The sequence below is a fragment of the Pseudomonas viridiflava genome (genome assembly GCF_001642795.1).
Classification (GTDB): domain Bacteria; phylum Pseudomonadota; class Gammaproteobacteria; order Pseudomonadales; family Pseudomonadaceae; genus Aquipseudomonas; species Aquipseudomonas viridiflava.
In genome coordinates this window covers 512,238-533,248 of sequence record NZ_LKEH01000017.1, presented here as the reverse complement: position 1 = coordinate 533,248, position 21,011 = coordinate 512,238, and the positions used below count along the sequence as shown (strand labels likewise).

The following is a 21,011-nucleotide window of genomic DNA, read 5'->3' as shown; positions in this document are numbered from 1 at the left end:
CGTGGTGCAGAACGCAACGAACTGTGGGAGGCGCCACCACGTCTTCGACGTAGCGCTGTCGCGCAGCAAACACCGGACCTACAAGAAAAATGTGCGCATCCGCTTGCCCGTGCAGCGTCTGACAAGACCCGACTCGTTCGGGGTCGTTCTGGAAGTACCGGCGCAGCGTCGGTCAGTGATTGGAGAGGGGCATGGAGCGGTTGTACTCGCTGCAAGGATTGAGGGGCCTGGCCGTTCTGGGGGTGGTGCTGTTTCACATGATGCCGATCGAGGCGCGTTTTTCCGGTGGCGACACCTTGCTGCCGCCTTGGCTGGATTTCTTTCAGCTGGGGGTGGATCTTTTTTTCGTCATCAGCGGCTTCGTGATGGTGATCGTCAGTCGCGGCCGGTTCCAGAATGGGGTCGAGGCTCAGCGCTTTCTGTTCAACCGGGTGTCGCGGATCTATCCGACCTACTGGCTGTATTTCTTCATCACACTCGGGGTCTTTCTGGTGCAGCCGGGTCTGGTCAACAGCGGCCATGGCTCGTCGAACCTGCTGATGTCGTTCCTGTTGCTGCCCAACGACAAGGTGCTGCTGGTGATGGTCGCTTGGTCGCTGCTGTTCGAACTGTGGTTCTACCTGGTATTTACCGGCCTGTTGCTCTTCAAGGAGCGTCATTTGCCGTGGCTGATGGCGGGCTGGGCGTTGATCATCGTGGCGTTCAACCTCCTGCAGGACTGGCAGGATCAGTCATCGGCGTTGAAGATCATCCTGCATCCCTATTCACTGGAATTCATCATTGGCGTGGCGCTGGCGCTGTTTTTCTACAGTCGGCACAGTACACGTCTGCCGACGGCTGCCGTCTGGGGTTTGCTGGCTGTTGCGTTGCTGGCAGGCGTTCCGCTGATTGCGGCCTATCGGCTCTACGACAGTCAGGGTTTGCTGCGCATGCTGATGGTGGGCGGCACGTTCGGCCTGCTGGTGCTGACCCTCGCGCTGCTGGAGAGACGACAAAAGATCTCGGTCCCGACGCCGTTGGTGGTCGTGGGCGACATGTCCTACACCATCTACCTGTCTCATCTGCTGGTGCTGGGGGTGATCGGGCGCATCTGGAATGGGGTGGGCGCATGGCCCGAGAGCTATCTGGACAACCTGTTCTTCGCGGCCCTGATGGTGGCGGCCACCCTGTGCTACGGCTGGGTTGGTTATCGCTGTTTCGAGAAGCCGGTGCTGGATCGCGCCAACGCGTTTGGTAAACGGCGCTTTAGAACTGGCGCGGCGAAGGTGGGTGCATAGAAATTTTTACATGGCGCCCAGAGGCAGGGCTCTGCTGAGATACGTCGTTGAACGGACGGCCGGATCGAGGAGACTTGCGGATGGGCCCACAGCTGTTTACCCCTTACGGCGGGATCACGGTCATGCTGCCCGCAGCACTGGTGATCGCCGCCTGGTTATGGACCGCCCGCTCGAAGCGTTCCGCCTTGTTGTGGGTGGCAACGCTCTTTGTAGCCTACTCGATGGTGGTGATCAGCAAAGTGCTGTTCAAGGGTTGGGGGGTGGCGATCGAGAGTCTGGGGATCTATGTACTCAGCGGCCATGCCATGAATACCTGCCTGATTCTGACCGTCGCCCTGAGTCTTCTGGCGCGACAGTACGATCAGCGTCTTCGCTGGCCCGGTGCCGTGACCGGACTGCTGCTGGGCTGGTTGTACAGCGTCTTTTGCGTCGCGCCTTTCATTCATCCGCTCGCCGAGGCGGTGGCGGGGGCGCTGCTGGGTTCAACGGCGGCCTGCCTGTTTCTCCTTGGCCTGGAGCAGCATGCGACCAGAAGGATTCCTTCGTCCGCCGTTCTTGTCGGTCTGTTGTTCATCGCCATCAACAGCACGACCACCAAGTACAACGCCGAACGACTGCTGGACCGTATATCGGTCAAGATTTCCGGCTCCGAGCGCGCGTTCAAACAGCCGGACTGGCGGGCTCCAGCTGAACCGCTGTAGCACCGATACGGCTGTCGGTCGCCTCGACGCGATCCAGGACCGGGCCTAGAATGTTTCGGCAGGTCACGCTCTTTACGAGGAGGGTTCGATGCTTCCTGAATGCCAACTGTTCGGCACCCTGGGCTGTCATTTGTGCGATATCGCGCAAGCCGTGTTGCTGCCATTCGTGGATGAGTGCGGTTTGCTGGTTGAGCGACGCGACATCTGCGAGGATGAGTGGCTGTTCGAACGTTATGAGCTGAGGATACCGGTGCTGCGTCGCGTGGACACCGGCGAAGAGCTGGACTGGCCTTTCGATGCGCCGCAGGTGGCGTCCTTTCTGAGCACGTAACGGATCATCTTTCTCCCAGGGCAAGACACGCATTGAATATCGATACCCGAATCAAGTTTCGCCATCTGGTGTGCTTTCTCGAAGTGGCGCGCCAGGGCAGTCTGGCGCGGGCCTGCGATGTGTTGTCGATCAGCCAGCCAGCGCTTTCCAAGACGCTTAAGGAGCTGGAAACCCTGCTGGAAACGACGCTGTTCGTGCGCAGCAAGACCGGGGCGGCGCTGACCGAAGCCGGTGTGGCGTTCATGCGCTATGCGGGGCCGAGCGTTCAGGCCTTGCGCGAAGGCGTGAACAGCCTGCGCTCCGGCGAGCACGAAACGGTCACGGCGCGTCTGGGTGTGTTGTCGACGGCCGAGAGCCTGCTGGTTCCCGAAGTCGTCGGGCGTCTGCACGAGCAGCACCCGGCATTGATCATCAGCGTCATGACCGGCCCCAGTGCTTATCTGTTGTCGCAACTGCGCGTCGGAGAACTGGATCTGGTGATCGGGCGCATGACCGACAGTCCACAGATACTGGGGCTGACGTTCGAGCACCTGTACAACGAATCGATGACCCTGGTGGTGCGTACTGGTCACCCGTTGCTGGCGGCACCCCTCAAACCTGAAAGCCTGGCGAATTTCCCATTGGTACTGCCGCTGGCTGGCACCACCATCCGCAAGTTCGCCGACAGTCTGTTCGTGCAATGCGGCATACAGCCGCCGCGCCAGCGCCTTGAAACGCTGTCGCTGACGCTGAGCCGACGTTATGTCGAGCGCAGCGACGCGATCTGGATCGCGCCGCTGGATGCCGTTCTGCAGGAGTTGCACAACGGCACGCTGGTCGAGCTGGACATGGGCATCCGTGAGCCGGGCGGTTCGGTGGGGCTGTGCAGCAACCCGGCTGTTCCCCTGACCCGCGCTGCCCAGTGGTGCGTGGATGAGTTCAGAGTCGTTGGCGAAACCTACCGTCAAACGTCTTATACATAACCATTTGGTTATGGATGGCAGGCAATTATTCAGTGTTGGTGGATGCGTGAAGCGCGCGACACTTCGCCGCAGCCTGTAGCGCCAGTGCTTGACGCTCGCGCGCTCATAAAAAAGCCAACAATAAGGAGAACGCCATGTCTGTCGCGGACAACAGCCGCTTCGTCATTCGTGATCGCAACTGGCATCCCAAAGCCCTGACGCCTAATTACAAGACCTCCATCCTGCGCTCACCGCGCCAGGCACTGGTCAGCATCCCCCAGTCCATCTCCGAAGCCTCCGGGCCGGATTTCTCGCACCTGAAGTTCGGTCAGCACGACAACGACCTGTTGCTCAATTTCAACAACGGTGGGCTGCCGATCGGTGAGCGCATTCTGCTTGCCGGCCGTGTCTGCGATCAGTACGGCAAACCGATTCCCCATACGCTGGTGGAAATCTGGCAGGCCAACGCAGGCGGTCGCTATCGTCACAAGCGCGACGCGTACCTTGCGCCCATGGACCCCAATTTTGGCGGCGTGGGCCGGGCACTGACCGACAGCGAAGGCAACTACAGCTTCCGCACCGTCAAGCCCGGTCCGTACCCGTGGCGTAACGGCCCCAACGACTGGCGTCCGGCGCACATTCACGTGTCGATCAGTGGCCCGTCGATTGCCACGCGTTTGATCACCCAGCTGTATTTCGAGGGCGACCCGCTGATTCCGATCTGCCCGATCGTGAAATCCATCGCCAATCCCGATGCGGTGCAAAGCCTGATCGCCCGGCTTGATCTGGCCATGGGCAACCCGATGGATTGCCTGGCGTATCGCTTCGACATCGTTCTGCGCGGTCAGCGCAAGACTCACTTCGAAAACTGCTGAGGAGGCCCGACATGCCCGTTCAATTGCTGCAGGAAACCCCTTCGCAGACCGCAGGCCCCTATGTGCACATCGGTCTGGCACCGCAAGTGGCCGGCAACCCGCCCCGCGAGCTGGAAATCTGGAACGAGATGGCCAGGCCCGGCGCGCCGGGTGAGCACATCGTGTTGCTGGGCAACGTCTTCGATGGCAACGGTCACCTGATCCGCGACGCCTATCTGGAGTTCTGGCAGGCCGATCACGAAGGCGCGTATCACAGCGAATACAGCCCGGCGAACCCGTTCAACGGCTTCGGTCGCACTGCCACATCCGACGACGGCCAGTGGGTTCTCAAGACCATCAAGCCCGGTTCGATGCGTAACGCTGCCGGTGTGCCGATGGCCTCGCACATCAACGTGTCGCTGTTCGCCCGTGGTATCAATATTCACTTGCAGACCCGGCTGTATTTCGACGATGAAGCACAGGCCAATCTGGTCGACCCGGTGCTCAACCTGATCGAACAGCCACAACGCCGTGAAACGCTGATTGCGCGGCGCTGCGAGGTGGATGGAAAAACGGCCTATCGTTTTGATATCCGGGTGCAGGGCGAAGGCGAGACGGTGTTTTTCGATTTCTAAGTAATGCGCGTGCGCTACACGGCATCTGCAGGCGCAGATGACCTTATAAAAATAAAAGGAAATGTTCATGACACTATCCGCTCGCGGGCCTGCTACGGGCACGCTCGACGTTCAGGCTTTCATCAATGCCCAGCCGTTGTCGGGTTACCAGTGGCGCGTGGTTGCGCTGTGCTTTCTGATCGTCTTTCTCGACGGACTGGACACGGCGGCGATGGGCTTCATCGCGCCGGCCCTGAGCCAGGACTGGGGCATCGATCGCGCCAGTCTTGGGCCGGTGATGAGCGCCGCGCTGATCGGCATGGTGTTCGGTGCGCTGGGTTCCGGCCCGCTGGCCGACCGCTTCGGACGCAAGGTGGTGCTGGTGGTGGCGGTGTTTCTGTTCGGGCTGTTCAGCCTGGCGTCGGCGTACAGCAGCAATATCGATCAGTTGCTGGTGCTGCGTCTGCTCACCGGTCTTGGGCTGGGTGCGGCGATGCCCAACGCGACCACGCTGCTGTCCGAATACACGCCTGAGCGTCTGAAGTCGTTGCTGGTTACCAGCATGTTCTGCGGTTTCAACCTGGGGATGGCCTGCGGCGGTTTTGTGTCCGCCAAGCTCATCCCCAGCATGGGCTGGCACAGCTTGTTGATGCTCGGCGGCATCCTGCCGCTGATCCTGGCCGTGGTGCTGATGGTCTGGCTGCCGGAGTCTGCGCGGTTTCTGGTGGTGCGCAACCGGGGTGTCGAGCGGATTCGCAAGGTGCTGGCGCCGATTGCGCCGAAGGAAGTCGCGGGTGTAACGGCGTTCAGCGTTCCTGAACAGAAGACCGTCAGCAGCCGCAATGTCTTGAAAGTGATTTTCTCCGGCACGTACAGTGCGGGCACCCTGTTGCTGTGGCTGACCTACTTCATGGGGCTGGTGATCGTGTACTTGCTGACCAGCTGGCTGCCGACGTTGATGCGTGACAGCGGCGCGAGCATGGAGCAGTCGGCGTTCATCGGCGCGCTGTTCCAGTTCGGCGGCGTGCTCAGTGCCGTGGGCGTCGGCTGGGCCATGGACCGTTACAACCCGCACAAGGTGATCGGCGTGGCCTACGCACTGGCCGGCGTGTTTGCCTGGCTGGTCGGGCAGAGCCTCGGCAATGTGGCCGTCCTGGCGACACTGGTGCTGGTCGCGGGCATGTGCATCAACGGCGCACAGTCGGCGATGCCTTCGCTGGCGGCGCGCTTTTATCCGACTCAGGGCCGCGCCACGGGCGTGTCATGGATGCTGGGTATCGGCCGGTTCGGTGCGATTCTTGGCGCATGGGCCGGTGCGACCCTGCTGGGACTGGGCTGGTCGTTCGAGCAGGTGCTGACGGCGCTGGTGGTACCTGCTGCACTGGCCGCGCTGGCGATTCTGATCAAGGGCTGGGTCAGCCATTCGGACGCCACTTGAAACCTTTTTACTCTGGAGCGCTGATGTGAGCAGACCGGGCAATCAACTTTTCGACGTGTACTTCACGCACCCCGACATGCGCCGGATTTTCTCGGACGAGGGGCGGGTGCAGGGCATGCTCGATTTCGAGGCTGCGCTGGCGCGGGCCGAGGCCAGAGTCGGTCTGATTCCGCAAGATGTTGTGTCAGACATCACGCAAAGCTGCCGCGCCGAGCTGTTCGATTTCGACGCGCTGGCGATTGCCATCGGTAATTCAGGCAACTCGGCGATTCCCTTGGTCAAGGCGCTGGGCAAGCGCATCGCTGCACACAGCCCCGAGGCCGAACGCTATGTGCACATGGGGGCGACCAGTCAGGACGTGATGGACAGCGGTCTGATTCTGCAGGTTCGGAACGCTATCGATGTGCTGGAACGCGACCTCGGGCACTTGGGCGACGCCTTGGCGCAACAGGCGCAGGTTCACGCGGCGACGCCGCTGGCCGGCCGTACCTGGCTGCAACAGGCCACGCCCGTCACGCTAGGCATGAAGATCGCAGGCTGGCTGGGGGCGATTACGCGTCACCGCCAGCGCCTGAACGAAATCAAGCCTCGCGTGCTGTGCCTGCAGTTCGGCGGCGCTTCCGGCAGTCTGGCGGCGCTGGGTGATCAGGCGTTCAAGGTGGCCGAAGCACTGGCAGATGAACTGCAACTGCACTTGCCCGAGCAGCCGTGGCACACGCAGCGGGATCGGCTGGTGGAGTTCGCTTCGCTGCTCGGTCTGATCGCGGGCAGCCTTGGCAAGCTGGGCCGGGATGTCAGTCTGCTGATGCAGACCGAAGTGGGCGAAGTCTTCGAGCCCTCTGCGCCGGGCAAGGGCGGGTCCTCGACCATGCCGCACAAGCGCAATCCGGTGGGCGCTGCGGTCATGATCGGCGCGGCGACACGTGCGCCGGGTCTGGTCGCAACGATGTTCTCCGCCATGCCTCAGGAGCACGAACGCAGTCTGGGCCTGTGGCATGCCGAGTGGGAAACCTTGCCTGAACTGTGCTGCCTGGTGTCCGGGTCGTTGCAGCAGGCATTGCAGGTGGTGCCAGGCCTGCAGGTCGATGCCGAACGCATGCGGGTCAATCTGGAATCCACTCGGGGGCTGGTGCTGGCCGAAGCGGTCAGCATCGCCCTGGCGCAGCGCATCGGCCGCGATGCCGCGCACCACCTGATCGAACAGAGCTGTCGTCAGGCGGTGGAGCAGGGCGTGCACCTGCGTCAGGTGTTGGGGGAAAACCCTGAAGTCACCGCACAACTTTCTACCGACGAGCTGGATCGCTTGCTCGATCCAGCCCATTACCTTGGCCAGGCCCGACGCTGGGTCGAGCGCGCCGTGGCCGAACACACAAGGATCACGCAATGACCGAAGACGAACGTTATCAGGCGGGCATGCAGGTGCGCCGCGCGGTACTCGGCGATACGCATGTCGATAACAGCCTGAAAAAGCTGACGCCGTTCAACGAGGAATTTCAGGAAATGATCACCCGGCATGCCTGGGGTGACATCTGGACACGTCCGGGGTTGCCGCGTCATACCCGGAGCCTGATTACCATCGCCATGCTGATCGGCATGAACCGCGAAGGTGAGCTGCGTCTGCACCTCAAGGCCGCCAAAAACAATGGCGTGACCCGCGAAGAGATCAAGGAAGTGCTGATGCAGAGCGCGATCTATTGCGGCATTCCAGCGGCCAACGCGACCTTTCATCTGGCCGAGGAAGTGTGGGATGAAATGGGTGTGGAATCGCTGAACAAGGAGTAAATGCTTGAATTGAAGACGCCGCCGCAGTGCTGAACTGCGGCGGCGTTTTTGCTGGTGCCAGCGCTGTCAGAGCAGCGAGAGCGGGTAGCTGACGATCACACGGTTTTCGTCGAACTGGTTGGTGCTGTAGTCGCGCCGCATGGTCGAGTTGCGCCACTTGACTGACAGACTCTTGAGCGCGCCGCTCTGGAACACGTAGGCCAGCTCGGTTTCCCGTGCCCATTCCTCGCCGTCGGTGATTGTGCCGGTGTGCACGTTTTCGCCGCTGATGTAGCGATTCATCAGGGTCAGACCGGGCACGCCCAGACCCGCGAAATCGTAGTCGTGGCGCAGTTGCCAGGATTTTTCCCGGGCGTTGTCGAAGCTCGAGTTGTAGCTGTCGTTGGCCAGGGTGCCGCCGCTGGTGCCGTTGACCCGCATCCACGCGCTGTCGCCGCTGACCTTCTGCAAACCGACATAGAACGTATTGCTTCCGTGGCGCGCAGAGAGCAGGGCTGACCAGGTCTTGTTGTCCAGATCGCCTGCCAGCGACTGACCGTCGTCCTTGCCCTGGAAGTAGCCGAGGTTTGCACCCAGCGTCCAGCTGCCCAACGGCTGGCTGTGCAGCAGGTTGACGTATTGCTGGTGATAGATGTCTTCAAGCTCGGCATACCACAGGCCGACCTGGGTGCGTTTTTCGTTGAAGACGTACTCGCCGCCACCGAAGTTGAAACGATCCGAGGTAAAGGCGGCGCGGCCGTTCATGGACATGTCTTCCATGCTGGCGTCGTTGCGCGGGCTGTTGCCACGGAATTGGCCACCGTACAGCGTCAGACCGTCGATTTCCTTGGAGGTGATCTGACCGCCCTGGAAAGTCTGCGGCAGGGATCGTCCGTCATCGGAGCGCAGGATTGGCAGCACTGGCATCCATTCGCCGACCTTCAGTTCGGTCTTGGAGAAGCGTGCCTTGCCCGCGACTGCCAGACGCCCGAAATCGTCGGCCGGACGGCCATCGCTGTGAATCGGCAGCAATTGTGTGCCGCCGGTGCCTTTGCCGCCGTCCAGTTTGAGCGAATAGAGGCCCAGTACGTCGACGCCGAAACCCACGGTGCCTTGGGTGAAACCCGAGCGTGCGTCGAGGATGAAGTTCTGGGTCCATTCTTCGGCGTAGTTCTGGGGGTTGGCCGGGTCGACGAAGTTGCGGTTGATGTAGAAGTTGCGTAGGTTCAGATTCACCTTGGCATCTTCAACGAAACCGGCAGCCTCAGAGACGGCGGGTATCAGACTGGTTGCGATGGCCGCAGAGAGGCCGCAAACGACTTTGCAGGGACGAGATGAGCGCATGGAAGACCTTTTTTGTAATTATTCAGTCAGTGAAGCTGGGTCTGATAGTGAAAGGCCGGGGTCAGCTCTGCAATTGTGAAACCGTGGTTTTGGGCGATTACCGAACGTTAATGAACCGGTTCGAACATTTTATCCGGGACGATGCGAAGACAGCCTGCGATGCTCGTTGCCATGAACATTTTTCGCGCTTCAAGCCCCGACACTATTGAGTAAGGAAGCCTAATGAGCACTGCCAGTACGCCACTGTCCGGCGTCAATCAACCCCTCAAGGGAATCGGTTTCATTCTGCTGGCCACCTTTCTGTTTGCCAGCCACGACACACTCTCCAAGTACCTGTCCGGCTTCTATCCGATCATTCTGGTGGTGTGGGCGCGCTATCTGGTGCACACGCTGCTGATGGCCTGCATCTTCATGCCGTCGTCCGGTCTGCGGGTGCTGCGTACCAAGCGGCCCGGCCTGCAGGCGCTGCGTGCAACGGCCTTGCTGGGCACCAGTCTGCTGTTCACCAGCAGCCTGATGTTCATTCCGCAGGCTGAGGCCACGGCAGTCAACTTTCTTGCGCCGCTGCTGGTCACTGCGCTGTCGGTGCCGCTTTTGCATGAGCGGGTGACGCGCGGGCAATGGATTGCCGTGATCGTCGGCTTCATGGGGGTGATGATCATCATTCATCCGGGCGGCGAGTTGTTCACGCCCGCGATTCTGTTGCCGCTGTCTTCGGCGTTCTGTTTTGCGCTGTATCAGTTGCTGACCCGGCTGGTCAGCCCCTTCGACAGCCCGACCACCAGCAACTTCTTCGCCGGGCTGTTCAATACCCTGTTGATGAGCGTGCTGGTCCCCTTCTTCTGGGAGGTGCCTGAACTCAAACACCTGCCGTTCCTGCTCGCGCTGGGCGCCTGCGGCATGGCCGCGCACCTGCTGCTGACCCAGGCCTTCCGCTTCGCCGCACCTGCGATGCTGGCGCCGTTCAGTTACTGCCAGATCGTGTTTGCCGGTCTACTGGGTTTCATCGTATTCGACCACATGCCCTCGCCGACGGCGCAGGCCGGCATCGCAATCATCTGCCTGAGCGGGCTGGCGGCTGCGTGGCAGCAGCGGCGTAAAGGCGGGTAGTTGTCGCGGTCTCGCGCCCCACATAAACACCAGCGAGCCAGTAAGTTGAGTGCGACTTGATGAGGAATGCGACCCGATAAAAAAGGCCCGCTCACTCACGTGAACGGGCCTTTCTCATGTGCATCACCCCGTCATTCTTTGAGGTCAGGCACCTTGCGCGGAGCCATGAAGTACATCCAGATCAGTGCGATGAAATACATCGCCGGGATCATGGTGAACAGCACGTTGTAGTTGTTATTGGTGGCGGTCAGGACCGCGCCGACGATCTGGGTCATGAACATGCCGCCGATGGCTGCACACATACCGCCGAAGCCGAACACTGTGCTCATCATGTGCTTGGGGGTGTAGTCCATCACCAGGCTCCAGATGTTGGCGGTCCAGGCCTGGTGCGCACCGACGGCCAGCGAAATGGCCAGAACCGCTACCCACAGGCCGCTGGCGTTGGCGGCGAAGACCACGCTGCAGATGGTGATGGCGAAGATCAGCATCGACACCAGACGCGCCGTGGTGGCCCTCACGCCCCTGCCGATCAGCCAGGAGGACAGGATGCCGCCGCCGATGCTGCCGAAGTCTGCGGTCAGCCAGATCAGGATCAGCGGGATACCCATCTGGGTGACGCTGATGCCCAGGTTGTATTGCTGATTGAGGAACGGCGGCAGCCAGTAGAGGTAGAACCAGAACACCGGCGCAGTGATCGCATAGGCCAGAGCGAAGGCCCAGGTGCCGCGCATTTTCAGAATGGCCGAGAACGGCATTTTGACTGGCTCGGGCTCGACTTCCTGATTGATGTAGTCCAGTTCGCTCTTGCTGACGGTGGGGTGTTCTTCAGGGTTGTAGTACTTGAGGCGCCACATGATGACCCAGATCAGGCCGAGCGAACCCATTGCCACGAACGCGGCCTGCCAGCCCCATACAGTGAGAATCAGTGGCAGCAGGGCGGGGGTCAGCATGGCGCCGACGTTGGTTCCGGCGTTGAAGATGCCGGTGGCCACCGCACGTTCGCCCGCCGGGAACCACAGACGTGTTGTCTTCACGCAGGCCGGATAGTTGGCCGCCTCGGTCAGGCCCAGAATGAAGCGGCAGACCATGAAGCCGGCCGCCGAAGTGGCCAGACCGTGTGCGCCGGTCGCCAGGCTCCACAGCAGCACGGCCAGGAAGAACGCACGCTTGACGCCGACCCGGTCGATGAACCGGCCCTGCAGCACAAAGCCCACTGCGTAACCCACCTGGAACCAGAAGTTGATGTTGGCGTAGTCCATCGCCGTCCAGCTCATTTCCTTGGCAAGAATCGGCTGCATGACCCCGAGGGCTGCGCGGTCGATGTAGTTCAGCGTGGTGGCGAAGAACACCAGAGCGAGCATGCCCCAGCGAGTCTTGCCCACGGCGAGTGCGCCGCGAATCTTTTCGCCCATGCCCGCATGGGCGGCCTGGGCGACAGGGTTGGTCTGGGTATTGAGCATGATGTTCTAACCATCCGTTCCAAGACTGCGCTGCTGGCGACAGTCGGACTGTGAAGTCCACTCGATTCAGGCGTTATGCGTGTGCAGTGAAGCCGCTGCGATTCGAAAGCCATGGGGCATGGTCTTGCGAAACGTTTTCAGGGCCGACAATTTACAGGCTGTTGCTGACGAGTGCGCTGGATTGTTTCAGGAAACGAAGTGCCGGATCGGATGTGTGACCGGATGGGTTCTTCGATCCTGCAACCGTGGACGGCGAACGGAACTGACGAGCGGGGCGGTTGAGGTGCACATGAGCAATGTTCCTGTTGTTTGAATTGTTATGGTTTGCTACGGGTAACGGGTGTTCGAAACGTTCTTCTGCGCTGCAAGGTGAGGCTGATGGTGAGCATTGCGCCACGCATCGTCAATCAAGTAACTCGGCTTCTGTTCGATAATCGAACGTAAAACTAACCGGTTCGTACACTTTATGTTGCTGTAGTATTTTGACAGGCAAATACTTGAATGGCACCTCTGAATAAGGCCGGGAAAGGCCAGGAATGCGGTGCTGTCCAGTCACGATTCGTCAGGGTCGTGTTCATTCAGGAGCTAGAAGCATGCAGCGTTCAATTGCCACCGTATCCTTGAGCGGTACTCTGCCCGAAAAGCTTGAGGCCATCGCCGCAGCCGGCTTTGATGGCGTCGAGATTTTCGAAAACGACCTTCTTTACTACGACGGCAGCCCTCGCAACGTGCGGCAGATGTGTGCCGATCTGGGCATCGCCATTACCCTGTTCCAGCCGTTCCGCGACTTCGAAGGCTGCCGCCGTGACCGCCTGCAGCGCAACGTGGACCGTGCCGAGCGCAAATTCGATTTGATGCAGGAACTGGGCACCGATCTGGTGCTGGTCTGCAGTAACGCATCCGCCGATTCGGTGGGCGACGAAAACATCCTGCTCGATGACCTGAGTCTGCTGGCCGAGCACGCCGGTGCGCGGGGTCTGCGGGTCGGTTACGAAGCGCTCGCCTGGGGGCGTCATGTGAATACTTGGCAGCAGGTCTGGAATCTGGTGCGTCAGGTGGATCACCCGGCGCTGGGTGTCCTGCTCGACAGCTTCCACACGTTGTCGCTCAAGGGGGATCCGAGCGCGATTGCGCAGATTCCGGGCGACAAGATTTTCTTCGTGCAAATGGCGGATGCGCCGATTCTGGCCATGGACGTGCTGGAATGGAGCCGTCATTTCCGCTGCTTCCCCGGCCAGGGTGAGTTCGATCTGGCGGGCTTTCTTGCGCCAATCCTGCGCAGTGGCTACACCGGCCCGTTGTCGCTGGAAGTGTTCAACGACGGATTTCGCGCGGCACCGACCCGCGCCAATGCGGCTGACGGTCTGCGCTCGCTGCTGTATCTGGAAGAAAAGACTCGCCAGTTGCTGGCCCGCGAGGCCGAGGCAAAAATCCCCGACATCCTGTTCAGCCCGCCACCGGCCAGCACCTACAACGGCGTCGAATTCCTTGAGTTTGCCGTCGATGAAAGCCACGGCGCACGTCTGTCGGGCTGGCTGGAGCGACTGGGCTTCGCCAAGCTGGGCCAGCACCGCTCCAAGGCCGTCAGCCTGTTGGGGCAGGGCGATATCAAGATCGTCCTTAATGCCGAACCGTATTCATTTGCTCACAGCTTCTTCGAAGCCCACGGTCCGTCGCTGTGCGCGACCGCATTACGCGTCGATGACGGTCATCAGGCGCTGGAGCGTGCACGAGCCTTCAAAGGCCAGCCTTATCGCGGATTGGTCGGCCCCAACGAGCGCGAGATTCCATCGGTGCGCGCCCCGGATGGCAGCCTGATCTATCTGGTCGACAACGCCGCACCGGGCGATTCGATCTACGACAGTGACTTTGTCATCAACCCGCAGGTAGCCGGCAAGGGCGGGCTGCAGCGCATCGATCACATGGCCATGGCGCTGCCGGCCGACAGTCTCGACAGCTGGGTGCTGTTCTACAAGAGCATTCTGGACTTCGAGGCCGACGACGAAGTCGTGTTGCCGGACCCTTACGGGCTGGTCAAGAGTCGCGCCTTGCGCAGCCGCTGCAGCACCGTGCGCCTGCCGTTGAATATCTCCGAGAACCGCAATACGGCGATCTCCCACGCGCTGTCCAGTTATCGCGGTTCGGGCGTGCACCACATCGCATTTTCCTGCGAAGACATCTTTGCCGAAGTCAGCCGCGCCAAAGAGGCAGGCGTGCCGCTGCTGGACATCCCGCTCAACTATTACGATGACCTGGCGGCCCGCTTCGATTTCGATGACGAGTTCCTCAGCGAACTGGCGTACTACAACGTGTTGTACGACCGCGATGCCGACGGCGGCGAGCTGTTTCACGTCTACACCGATGCGTTCGACGGGCGCTTCTTCTTCGAGATCCTGCAGCGCAAGAACGGCTACGTCGGGTATGGCGCAGCCAACGTTGCAGTGCGTCTGGCCGCAATGGCCAAGGCGCGCAGTGTGGCAATACGTCAGGCGCGGTTGTGAGCGTTTGATCTGATCGAACCGGTCGCTGCAGGCACTCGGGTGCCTCGCAGCTTCCCTGCCTCGACGCTCGGCGGCATACTCCACGTACAACCCGTGGTCATGAGCCAACAATGAAAACAACCGACGACTCCGTTGCCCTCGAACCTGTCACGTTGCGGCCCTCGGGACGCAAGAACAATCCTGAAAAGACCCGCGAAGACATCCTTCAGGCTGCCGTGGCCGAATTCGTCGCCCACGGCCTTTCAGGCGCCCGCGTCGATGCGATAGCCGAGCGCACGAAGACTTCCAAGCGGATGATCTATTACTACTTCGGCAGCAAGGAACAGCTCTACGTCGAGGTTCTGGAAAAACTTTACGGCGATATCCGCAATACCGAAAGCGAGCTGAACCTGGGCGAGCTGGAGCCTGTCGAGGCAATCCATCGAGTGGTGGAGTTCACCTTCGATCACCACGACAACAACGTCGATTTCGTGCGCATCGTTTGCATCGAAAACATTCACAACGGCGAAAACGTCAAGCAGTCCGATACCATTCAGGCCAAGAGCCAGAACATCATTCGGGCGCTGGAAGGCATCCTTCGTCGCGGTGAGGAAAGCGGAGAGTTCCGCGCGGGCGTGCACCCGATCGACCTGCACCTGATGATCAGCTCGTTCTGCTTCTATCGCATTTCCAACCGCCACACGTTCAGCGAGATCTTCCAGATCGAGCTGTGGAGCGATGAGGTCAAACAGCGTCACAAGGCCATGATCTGCGACGCTGTGTTGCGTTACCTCAAGGCCTGAACACTAAAGGCTGTGGAAGTGCTGCATCATGCGCTCGGCATCCGCTGACCGGCCGCTGAACAGCTCGAAGGCTTTGACGGCCTGAAACACGGCCATGGTCGTGCCGTCCAGCGTGCGGCAGCCCAGCGCGCGAGCGTGCTTGAGCAGTTCGGTTTCCAGCGGAAAGTAGATGATTTCCGCGACCCATTGCTCGGCACGCAGCAGTTCCACCGGCAGCGGTGTACCGGGCAACTTGGCCATGCCGACCGGTGTGGTGTTGACCACGCCGTCGGCTTCGGCCATTGCCGCAGGCAGATTCAGACCAACCTGCGCACGGCCTGCGCCGAAATGAGCGGTGAGGTTGTCCACCAGACCCTGGGCCCGCTGCGGTTCGACCTCGAACACGCTCAAGCGCTCGACGCCTGCACTCAACAACGCATAAGCCACCGCAGCGCCCGCGCCGCCTGCACCCATTTGCACAACGTGCTGGCGTGGCGCCTTGTCCAGACCACGCTTGAAGCCTTCCGCGAACCCCAGACAATCGGTGTTGTGGCCGGTGCTCTTACCGTCCTTGAACACCACGGTATTGACTGCGCCGATGCCGCGCGCTTCTTCGGACAGTTCATTCAAAAGCGGAATGACCGCCTGCTTGCAGGGGAAGGTGATGTTCAGGCCGGTGAAGCCGCAGTCACGTGCACCTTCAATCAGACGGGGCAGGGCGCTGATGTCCAGTTTGAGCGCATCGATATCGATCAGGCGATACAGATAGCGGATGCCCTGCGCGTCACCTTCGTGTTCGTGCAGCGCCGGGGTGCGTGATGCCTGGATGCCTGAACCGATCAGGCCGGCGAGTACGGAGGTTGATTCAGCGTGGCTCATGACGATATGTCTCTTGTTTTTGTCGTGCCGCCCGATGGCGGGAAGGTTTCAAAAAATGTACCAGATGGTTAATGGTGACGCAGTGGCTGATCAATTGCCATGCGTTGATTCTGTGCGGTGATCGCCCCGATCAGGGATAATGCGCGGCCATAGCCGTTCAAGCCTTTCAAGAGATGACGAGTCCCCGCATGTCCGAATCCGTTTTTCGCGCCGCCCACCAGCAAGCCAGCACGCTGTACCTGCCAGCAGGCCCATGGACGACGGTGCTGGACTGCCTGTGCGCGAAGTTCTCCGCCATCAGCCGCGAAGAGTGGCTGGACCGTATCGCCCGGTCGCGGGTGCTGGATGCCAACGGCCAGGCCATCACGGCTGACCTGGCTTACCGCGAAGGTATGAAGATCCACTATTTCCGTGAAGTGCCGAACGAGACGCCGATTCCAGTCGTCGAGACCATTCTGTATGCCGACGAGCATCTGGTGGTCGCTGACAAGCCACACTTTCTGCCGGTCACGCCTGCCGGTGAATACGTCGAGCAGACCCTGCTGCGTCGTCTGATCCATCGTCTGGATAATCCGGATCTGGTGCCCTTGCACCGTATCGACCGCCATACCGCCGGGCTGGTGCTGTTTTCGGCCAACAGGCAGACCCGTTCGGCGTATCAGGCACTGTTTCCCACGCGGCGTATCGACAAGTTCTACGAGGCGATTGCGCCTGCGCTGCCTTCGATGGAGTTTCCACGGCTGCACGAGAGCCGTCTGGTGGATGGCGAGCCGTTCTTCCGCATGCAGGAAGCATCGGGGCCTGCGAATACGGAGACTCGCATTGAAGTGCTCGAACGCAATGAATCCCTGTGGCGCTATGGGCTGTACCCGGTGACGGGCAAGAAGCATCAGCTGCGCGTACACATGGCCGCGCTGGGCGCTGCCATTTGCAACGACCCTTTCTACCCGGAAGTGATCAGGGACGCAGTCGATGACTATCAGCAGCCGCTCAAGCTGCTGGCAAAGGCGCTGCGGTTCGACGATCCGTTCAATGGCGAGCCGCGTGAGTTTCACAGCCAACTGACACTCGACTGGTAGTCACCGAATGAGCAGGCAAAAAAAACCCGCACTCGGCGGGTTTTTCACATCAGTAACGTCACGCGAGGATCACAGATCCTTGACGGTACGTACCTGATCCTTGTTGATGCGGGTTTCTTTGCCATCAAGCTGCTTGAACTCGTAGAAGCCCGAGTCCTCATCATACTTCGGAGTGTCGACAGACTGGATTTCACGACCATCATTCAGAGTGATCACAGTCGGCGAAGCGCAGCCAGCCAAAGAGGCGATGCCCAATGCAAGCAGAAAGGCAGCGGGAAGGGTCCGTTGTTTCATTACTGTGTCTCCAGATGGATTCTTGATTAACTGACCGTAAGACGTATACACCCGCAGCAAGTTCAATGAACAGTCACTTGCGTCGGTTGTCATCTGATCCGGTCAGCAGACAGGGTGTGTTCAGGTTGGCCAGTCTCGGGTCACCTTCATCCAGTTGCAGAGCCACTGGACGCAGGGGGGCCAACGCCCGCCGTGGGCTGCGCTCGCCTGTCTGCCATGCGGCTTCCAGCGTCGCAGCGTGGGCGGTCGGGATGATACATAAAAGCGGCTGCCAATGTTCACCTTCACGCACCATGACCGGGTTGTCCGGGTGCCTGTCGGCTAATTGGCGCAACGCGTCCAGCAACGATTTATCGATCAGCGGCACGTCGCAGGGCAGCACCAGCAGCGCGTCATGCTGTGCCTGCGGCAGCGCGGCGAGGATTCCGGCCAGCGGACCGTTGAAGTCAGTGTCACTGTCCTGAACCAGTCGGTCAGCGAACGCGGCGTAGCGTTCGAGGTTGCGATTGCAGGAAATGATCAGGTCGTCGGTCAGCGGCCGGGTCAGGCGATGCAGGTGCTGGATCATCGGTTCGCCCTGCCACTCGATCAGCCCTTTGTCGCGTCCGCCCATGCGCTGGCCGCGACCTCCTGCGAGCAGCAGAATCGAGCAGGGCGGCAATGGGGCAGAGGCGTTCATCAGAGACTCGGCAGGCAGTGAAAAGGAGTGCTGTGATATAACACCGGCCTGTTTCCTTAACAACCGGATCGAGGCCATGAAAGCAAAGGCTGACACACCTTTTGTACCCCTGAACATCGCTGTACTGACCGTCAGCGACACCCGCACCCGCGAAACCGATACCTCGGGCCAGATGTTCGTCGATCGCCTGACCGAAGCCGGTCACGGCCTGATCGAGCGCGTCCTGCTCAAGGATGACCTCTACAAGATCCGCGCTCAGGTGGCGACCTGGATCGCCGATGAGCAGGTTCAGGTCGTACTGATCACTGGCGGCACCGGCTTCACTGGACGCGACAGCACGCCGGAAGCCGTGGCCTGTCTGCTGGACAAGCAGGTCGACGGATTCGGCGAGCTGTTTCGGCAGATATCGGTGCCGGACATCGGCACCTCGACCATTCAGTCGCGTGCGCTGGCCGGGCTGTCCAATGGCACACTGGTCTGCTGCCTGCCAGGCTCCACCAACGCAGTGCGTACCGCCTGGGACGGCATTCTGGCTGAACAGCTGGATTCACGTTTCCGTCCGTGCAATTTCGTTCCGCACCTCAAGCAGGCCGAGCCCTGCGCGACCCGTGGTTGAACGGTCATGAGCGCTGAGCCCAAGGCCTTGATGCCTGTCGAAAACGCCATCGCGCGTCTGCTGGAGATGGCTGAAGCCGCACCGATCACACAGCATGAGCGTGTGCTGCTGGCTGATGCCGAAGGTCGCGTGCTGGCGACCGATCTGGTGTCGACGCTGGACCTGCCGCCCTGGCCCAACAGCGCCATGGATGGCTACGCCCTGCGCGTGGCCGACTGGCGCGGAGAGCCTTTGCCCGTCAGCCAGCGTATTTTTGCGGGTCAGGCTCCCGAGCCTCTGGCGCCCGGAACCTGCGCACGCATCTTCACCGGCGCGCCGGTGCCTGAGGGTGCTGATTGCGTCGAGATGCAGGAAAACGCCGAGGTCCTCGATGATCAACGTGTGCGTTTCACCGAATCACTGAAACCTGAGCAGAACATTCGTCCTCAGGGCCAGGAGACCCGGATTGGCGACACGGTGCTGGCGGCCGGTACACGGCTGGGGCCGATCGAACTGGGGTTGGCTGCGTCGCTCGGTCTGGCCGAAGTGGACGTGGTCCGACGGGTGCGCGTGGCGGTGTTGTCCACTGGCGACGAACTGATCGAGCCGGGCCAGCCGCTCGGGCCGGGGCAGATCTATAACAGTAACCGCGTGTTGTTGTGCAGTTGGCTGAAGCGTTTGCAGTGCGAAGTCGTGGATGCGGGAATCCTGCCGGACGATCTGGCACAGACCCGCGCTGCATTGGCGAGCCTGCATGAGGTCGACCTGATTCTGTCCACCGGCGGTGTGTCGGTGGGCGAGGCGGATTTTCTGGGTCATGCCTTGCGCGAAGAAGGCGAGCTGTTGCTCTGGAAGCTTGCGATCAAGCCAGGCAAGCCGCTGACGTTCGGGCATTTTCGGGGTGTGCCGGTGATCGGCCTGCCGGGTAATCCGGCTTCTACGCTGGTGACTTTTGCCTTGCTGGCCCGCGCCTATCTGTTGCGCCGCCAGGGCGTACTCGATGTCACGCCCTTGAAGTTTGCCGTACCTGCGGGATTTGTCTGGACGCGTCCCGGCAATCGTCGCGAGTACCTGCGCGGGCGTCTTGAACAGGGCAGGGCGGTTCCCTATCGCAACCAGAGCTCCGGTGTGCTGCGTAGCGCGGCCTGGGCTGACGGGCTGATCGAAGTGCGTGAAGGCGCCACGGTTGCGGAAGGTGACTGGGTCAACTTCATTCCCTTGAGCGAGGTCATGGGCTGACGTCATGGCTGGCTGACCGGGCATGAGCTACCCTCAACAACGCTGACAAGTCGGGCATCCTGTTTTCGCCCCGGAGTATTGTTATGGCGTCATTGAGAGTGGCTTGTGTCATCCCGACCTACAACGGACGTAAGGACCTGGAGCGCCTGCTGGACTCTCTGGCCACGCAGACGGCGACGTTCGACACGCTGATCGTCGACTCCAGTTCGTCGGACGGCACGCTTGAGCTGGCGCGCGCGCGTTGCGCAAATGTGCTGTGCATCGACAGCAAGGACTTCAACCACGGCGGCACCCGGCAGATGATGGTCGATCTGCACCCCGAGTATGACGTTTACGTCTACATGACCCAGGACGCTTACGTCGAAGACGTTGATGCAATTGCCAACATCCTGCTGCCATTTGCCGACCCCAAAGTCGGTGCCGTGTGCGGGCGGCAATTGCCCCACAAGAACGCCAACCTGCTGGCCCAGCACGCGCGGCTGTTCAACTACCCGCCGACCTCACAGATCAAGACCCTGGCCGACGCTCCGGTGCTGGGCATCAAGACGCCGTTCATGTCCAATTCGTTTGCGGCCTATCGCGGCGAAGCCTTGCTGGCCATCGGCGGATTTCCCCGGCATGTGATCCTGTCCGAGGACATGTACGTCACGGCCAGGATGCTGATCGATGGCTGGAAAGTGGCCTACGAAGGCTCGGCGGTCTGTCGGCATTCGCACAACTACAGCTTGCGTGAGGAGTTTCGGCGCTACTTCGACATTGGTGTGTTCCAGTCGCGCGAAGCGTGGATCTACGAAACCTTTGGCGGCATCGCGGGCGAAGGCATGCGCTACGTGAAATCCGAACTCGCGTTCCTTGGCCCCAGACGTTTTCTCTGGTGGCCGATGTCCTTCGTTCGCAACGCCGTCAAGCTGCTGGCCTACAAACTCAGCAAGCAGGAAAAACGCCTGCCCCGAGGCGTGAAGAAAAGGCTCGGGATGTACAAGCGGTATTGGGACAGCCCGTATGCATGAGGTTGTCGTCGCGTCACGTTCCCGATCAGATCACCGCCTCGCTCACACTGATCGTGCCCATCGCTCCGCGGGGGTGTGCCTCCCGTGACGCTCCGCGTCACAAATGGCACAGACTGCGGACTCAGTGAGCCGAGCGCATGACA

General features: G+C 60.8%; 21 protein-coding genes. 16 read left to right on the top strand and 5 right to left on the bottom strand.

Annotation, left to right across the window (positions count from 1 at the left end; all coding sequences use genetic code 11):
• Positions 1-191: 191 nt before the first annotated feature.
• From AO065_RS03565 to pcaC, 9 genes are all read left to right on the top strand, one after another.
• On the top strand, positions 192-1,277 hold the full coding sequence (locus AO065_RS03565; RefSeq protein WP_004885615.1) for an acyltransferase family protein: 1,086 nt from the start codon (positions 192-194) through the stop codon (positions 1,275-1,277).
• Between the two features lie 80 nt (positions 1,278-1,357).
• On the top strand, positions 1,358-1,978 hold the full coding sequence (locus tag AO065_RS03560; protein ID WP_004885611.1) for a hypothetical protein: 621 nt from the start codon (positions 1,358-1,360) through the stop codon (positions 1,976-1,978).
• Between the two features lie 88 nt (positions 1,979-2,066).
• The gene (locus AO065_RS03555; RefSeq protein ID WP_004885604.1) at positions 2,067-2,309 is read left to right on the top strand and encodes a glutaredoxin family protein; all 243 of its coding nucleotides are present in this window, start codon (positions 2,067-2,069) and stop codon (positions 2,307-2,309) included.
• A 32-nt stretch (positions 2,310-2,341) separates the two neighbouring features.
• A complete protein-coding gene (pcaQ, locus tag AO065_RS03550; protein WP_004885602.1) occupies positions 2,342-3,271 on the top strand; it encodes a pca operon transcription factor PcaQ in 930 nt (309 codons plus the stop codon).
• 134 nt (positions 3,272-3,405) lie between these two features.
• Entirely contained in the window at positions 3,406-4,125 is a 720-nt protein-coding gene (pcaH, locus tag AO065_RS03545) for a protocatechuate 3,4-dioxygenase subunit beta (RefSeq protein WP_004885600.1), read from the top strand.
• An 11-nt stretch (positions 4,126-4,136) separates the two neighbouring features.
• Positions 4,137-4,739, top strand: coding sequence for a protocatechuate 3,4-dioxygenase subunit alpha (pcaG, locus tag AO065_RS03540; RefSeq protein WP_004885598.1), 603 nt, complete (start codon positions 4,137-4,139; stop codon positions 4,737-4,739).
• A gap of 67 nt (positions 4,740-4,806) precedes the next feature.
• Positions 4,807-6,156, top strand: a complete 1,350-nt coding sequence (gene pcaK, locus AO065_RS03535; protein WP_004885595.1) for a 4-hydroxybenzoate transporter PcaK — start codon at positions 4,807-4,809, stop codon at positions 6,154-6,156.
• A 25-nt stretch (positions 6,157-6,181) separates the two neighbouring features.
• The gene (locus AO065_RS03530; protein WP_004885593.1) at positions 6,182-7,543 is read left to right on the top strand and encodes a 3-carboxy-cis,cis-muconate cycloisomerase; all 1,362 of its coding nucleotides are present in this window, start codon (positions 6,182-6,184) and stop codon (positions 7,541-7,543) included.
• Positions 7,540-7,938 carry a 4-carboxymuconolactone decarboxylase gene (gene pcaC, locus AO065_RS03525; protein ID WP_004885592.1) on the top strand — a complete coding sequence of 133 codons (399 nt, stop codon included), beginning with the start codon at positions 7,540-7,542 and terminating at the stop codon, positions 7,936-7,938. The genes AO065_RS03530 and pcaC overlap by 4 nt, the downstream gene beginning before the upstream one ends.
• Before the next feature lie 66 nt (positions 7,939-8,004).
• Here pcaC and AO065_RS03520 read toward each other — a convergent pair whose 3' ends face one another.
• Positions 8,005-9,261 (bottom strand): OprD family porin, encoded by a 1,257-nt coding sequence (locus AO065_RS03520; protein ID WP_004885590.1) that lies wholly within the window; start codon positions 9,259-9,261, stop codon positions 8,005-8,007.
• A 222-nt stretch (positions 9,262-9,483) separates the two neighbouring features.
• Between AO065_RS03520 and AO065_RS03515 the strand changes: the two genes are divergently transcribed.
• Positions 9,484-10,371: a DMT family transporter gene (locus AO065_RS03515; protein ID WP_004885588.1), complete on the top strand. Its 888-nt coding sequence runs from the start codon at positions 9,484-9,486 to the stop codon at positions 10,369-10,371.
• Between the two features lie 131 nt (positions 10,372-10,502).
• Here AO065_RS03515 and AO065_RS03510 read toward each other — a convergent pair whose 3' ends face one another.
• The gene (locus AO065_RS03510) at positions 10,503-11,831 is read right to left on the bottom strand and encodes an MFS transporter (protein WP_004885587.1); all 1,329 of its coding nucleotides are present in this window, start codon (positions 11,829-11,831) and stop codon (positions 10,503-10,505) included.
• 593 nt (positions 11,832-12,424) lie between these two features.
• On the opposite strand from AO065_RS03510, the gene quiC reads away from it, so the two are divergent.
• Together quiC and AO065_RS03500 are read left to right on the top strand one after the other, a co-directional pair.
• On the top strand, positions 12,425-14,332 hold the full coding sequence (quiC, locus tag AO065_RS03505) for a 3-dehydroshikimate dehydratase QuiC (protein WP_004885586.1): 1,908 nt from the start codon (positions 12,425-12,427) through the stop codon (positions 14,330-14,332).
• A 110-nt stretch (positions 14,333-14,442) separates the two neighbouring features.
• Positions 14,443-15,114 carry a TetR/AcrR family transcriptional regulator gene (locus AO065_RS03500; RefSeq protein ID WP_004885584.1) on the top strand — a complete coding sequence of 224 codons (672 nt, stop codon included), beginning with the start codon at positions 14,443-14,445 and terminating at the stop codon, positions 15,112-15,114.
• A 3-nt stretch (positions 15,115-15,117) separates the two neighbouring features.
• Here the strand turns inward: AO065_RS03500 and AO065_RS03495 are convergent, their stop codons facing one another.
• Positions 15,118-15,972: a shikimate dehydrogenase gene (locus tag AO065_RS03495; protein ID WP_004885583.1), complete on the bottom strand. Its 855-nt coding sequence runs from the start codon at positions 15,970-15,972 to the stop codon at positions 15,118-15,120.
• A 188-nt stretch (positions 15,973-16,160) separates the two neighbouring features.
• Between AO065_RS03495 and AO065_RS03490 the strand changes: the two genes are divergently transcribed.
• The gene (locus tag AO065_RS03490) at positions 16,161-17,051 is read left to right on the top strand and encodes a pseudouridine synthase (RefSeq protein WP_004885582.1); all 891 of its coding nucleotides are present in this window, start codon (positions 16,161-16,163) and stop codon (positions 17,049-17,051) included.
• A 69-nt stretch (positions 17,052-17,120) separates the two neighbouring features.
• On the opposite strand, the gene AO065_RS03485 is transcribed toward AO065_RS03490, so the two are convergent.
• Positions 17,121-17,345, bottom strand: a complete 225-nt coding sequence (locus AO065_RS03485; RefSeq protein ID WP_004885580.1) for a YgdI/YgdR family lipoprotein — start codon at positions 17,343-17,345, stop codon at positions 17,121-17,123.
• A 73-nt stretch (positions 17,346-17,418) separates the two neighbouring features.
• Positions 17,419-18,024 carry a molybdenum cofactor guanylyltransferase MobA gene (gene mobA / locus AO065_RS03480; RefSeq protein WP_032651931.1) on the bottom strand — a complete coding sequence of 202 codons (606 nt, stop codon included), beginning with the start codon at positions 18,022-18,024 and terminating at the stop codon, positions 17,419-17,421.
• A gap of 76 nt (positions 18,025-18,100) precedes the next feature.
• On the opposite strand from mobA, the gene moaB reads away from it, so the two are divergent.
• The 3 genes from moaB (at position 18,101) to AO065_RS03465 (ending at position 20,868) form a co-directional block, all read left to right on the top strand.
• Positions 18,101-18,640 (top strand): molybdenum cofactor biosynthesis protein B, encoded by a 540-nt coding sequence (gene moaB / locus AO065_RS03475; protein ID WP_004885577.1) that lies wholly within the window; start codon positions 18,101-18,103, stop codon positions 18,638-18,640.
• Between the two features lie 6 nt (positions 18,641-18,646).
• Complete coding sequence (locus AO065_RS03470) at positions 18,647-19,858, top strand: molybdopterin molybdotransferase MoeA (RefSeq protein WP_004885575.1); 1,212 nt, start codon at positions 18,647-18,649, stop codon at positions 19,856-19,858.
• An 83-nt stretch (positions 19,859-19,941) separates the two neighbouring features.
• Positions 19,942-20,868 (top strand): glycosyltransferase family 2 protein, encoded by a 927-nt coding sequence (locus AO065_RS03465; RefSeq protein WP_004885573.1) that lies wholly within the window; start codon positions 19,942-19,944, stop codon positions 20,866-20,868.
• Positions 20,869-21,011: the final 143 nt, after the last annotated feature.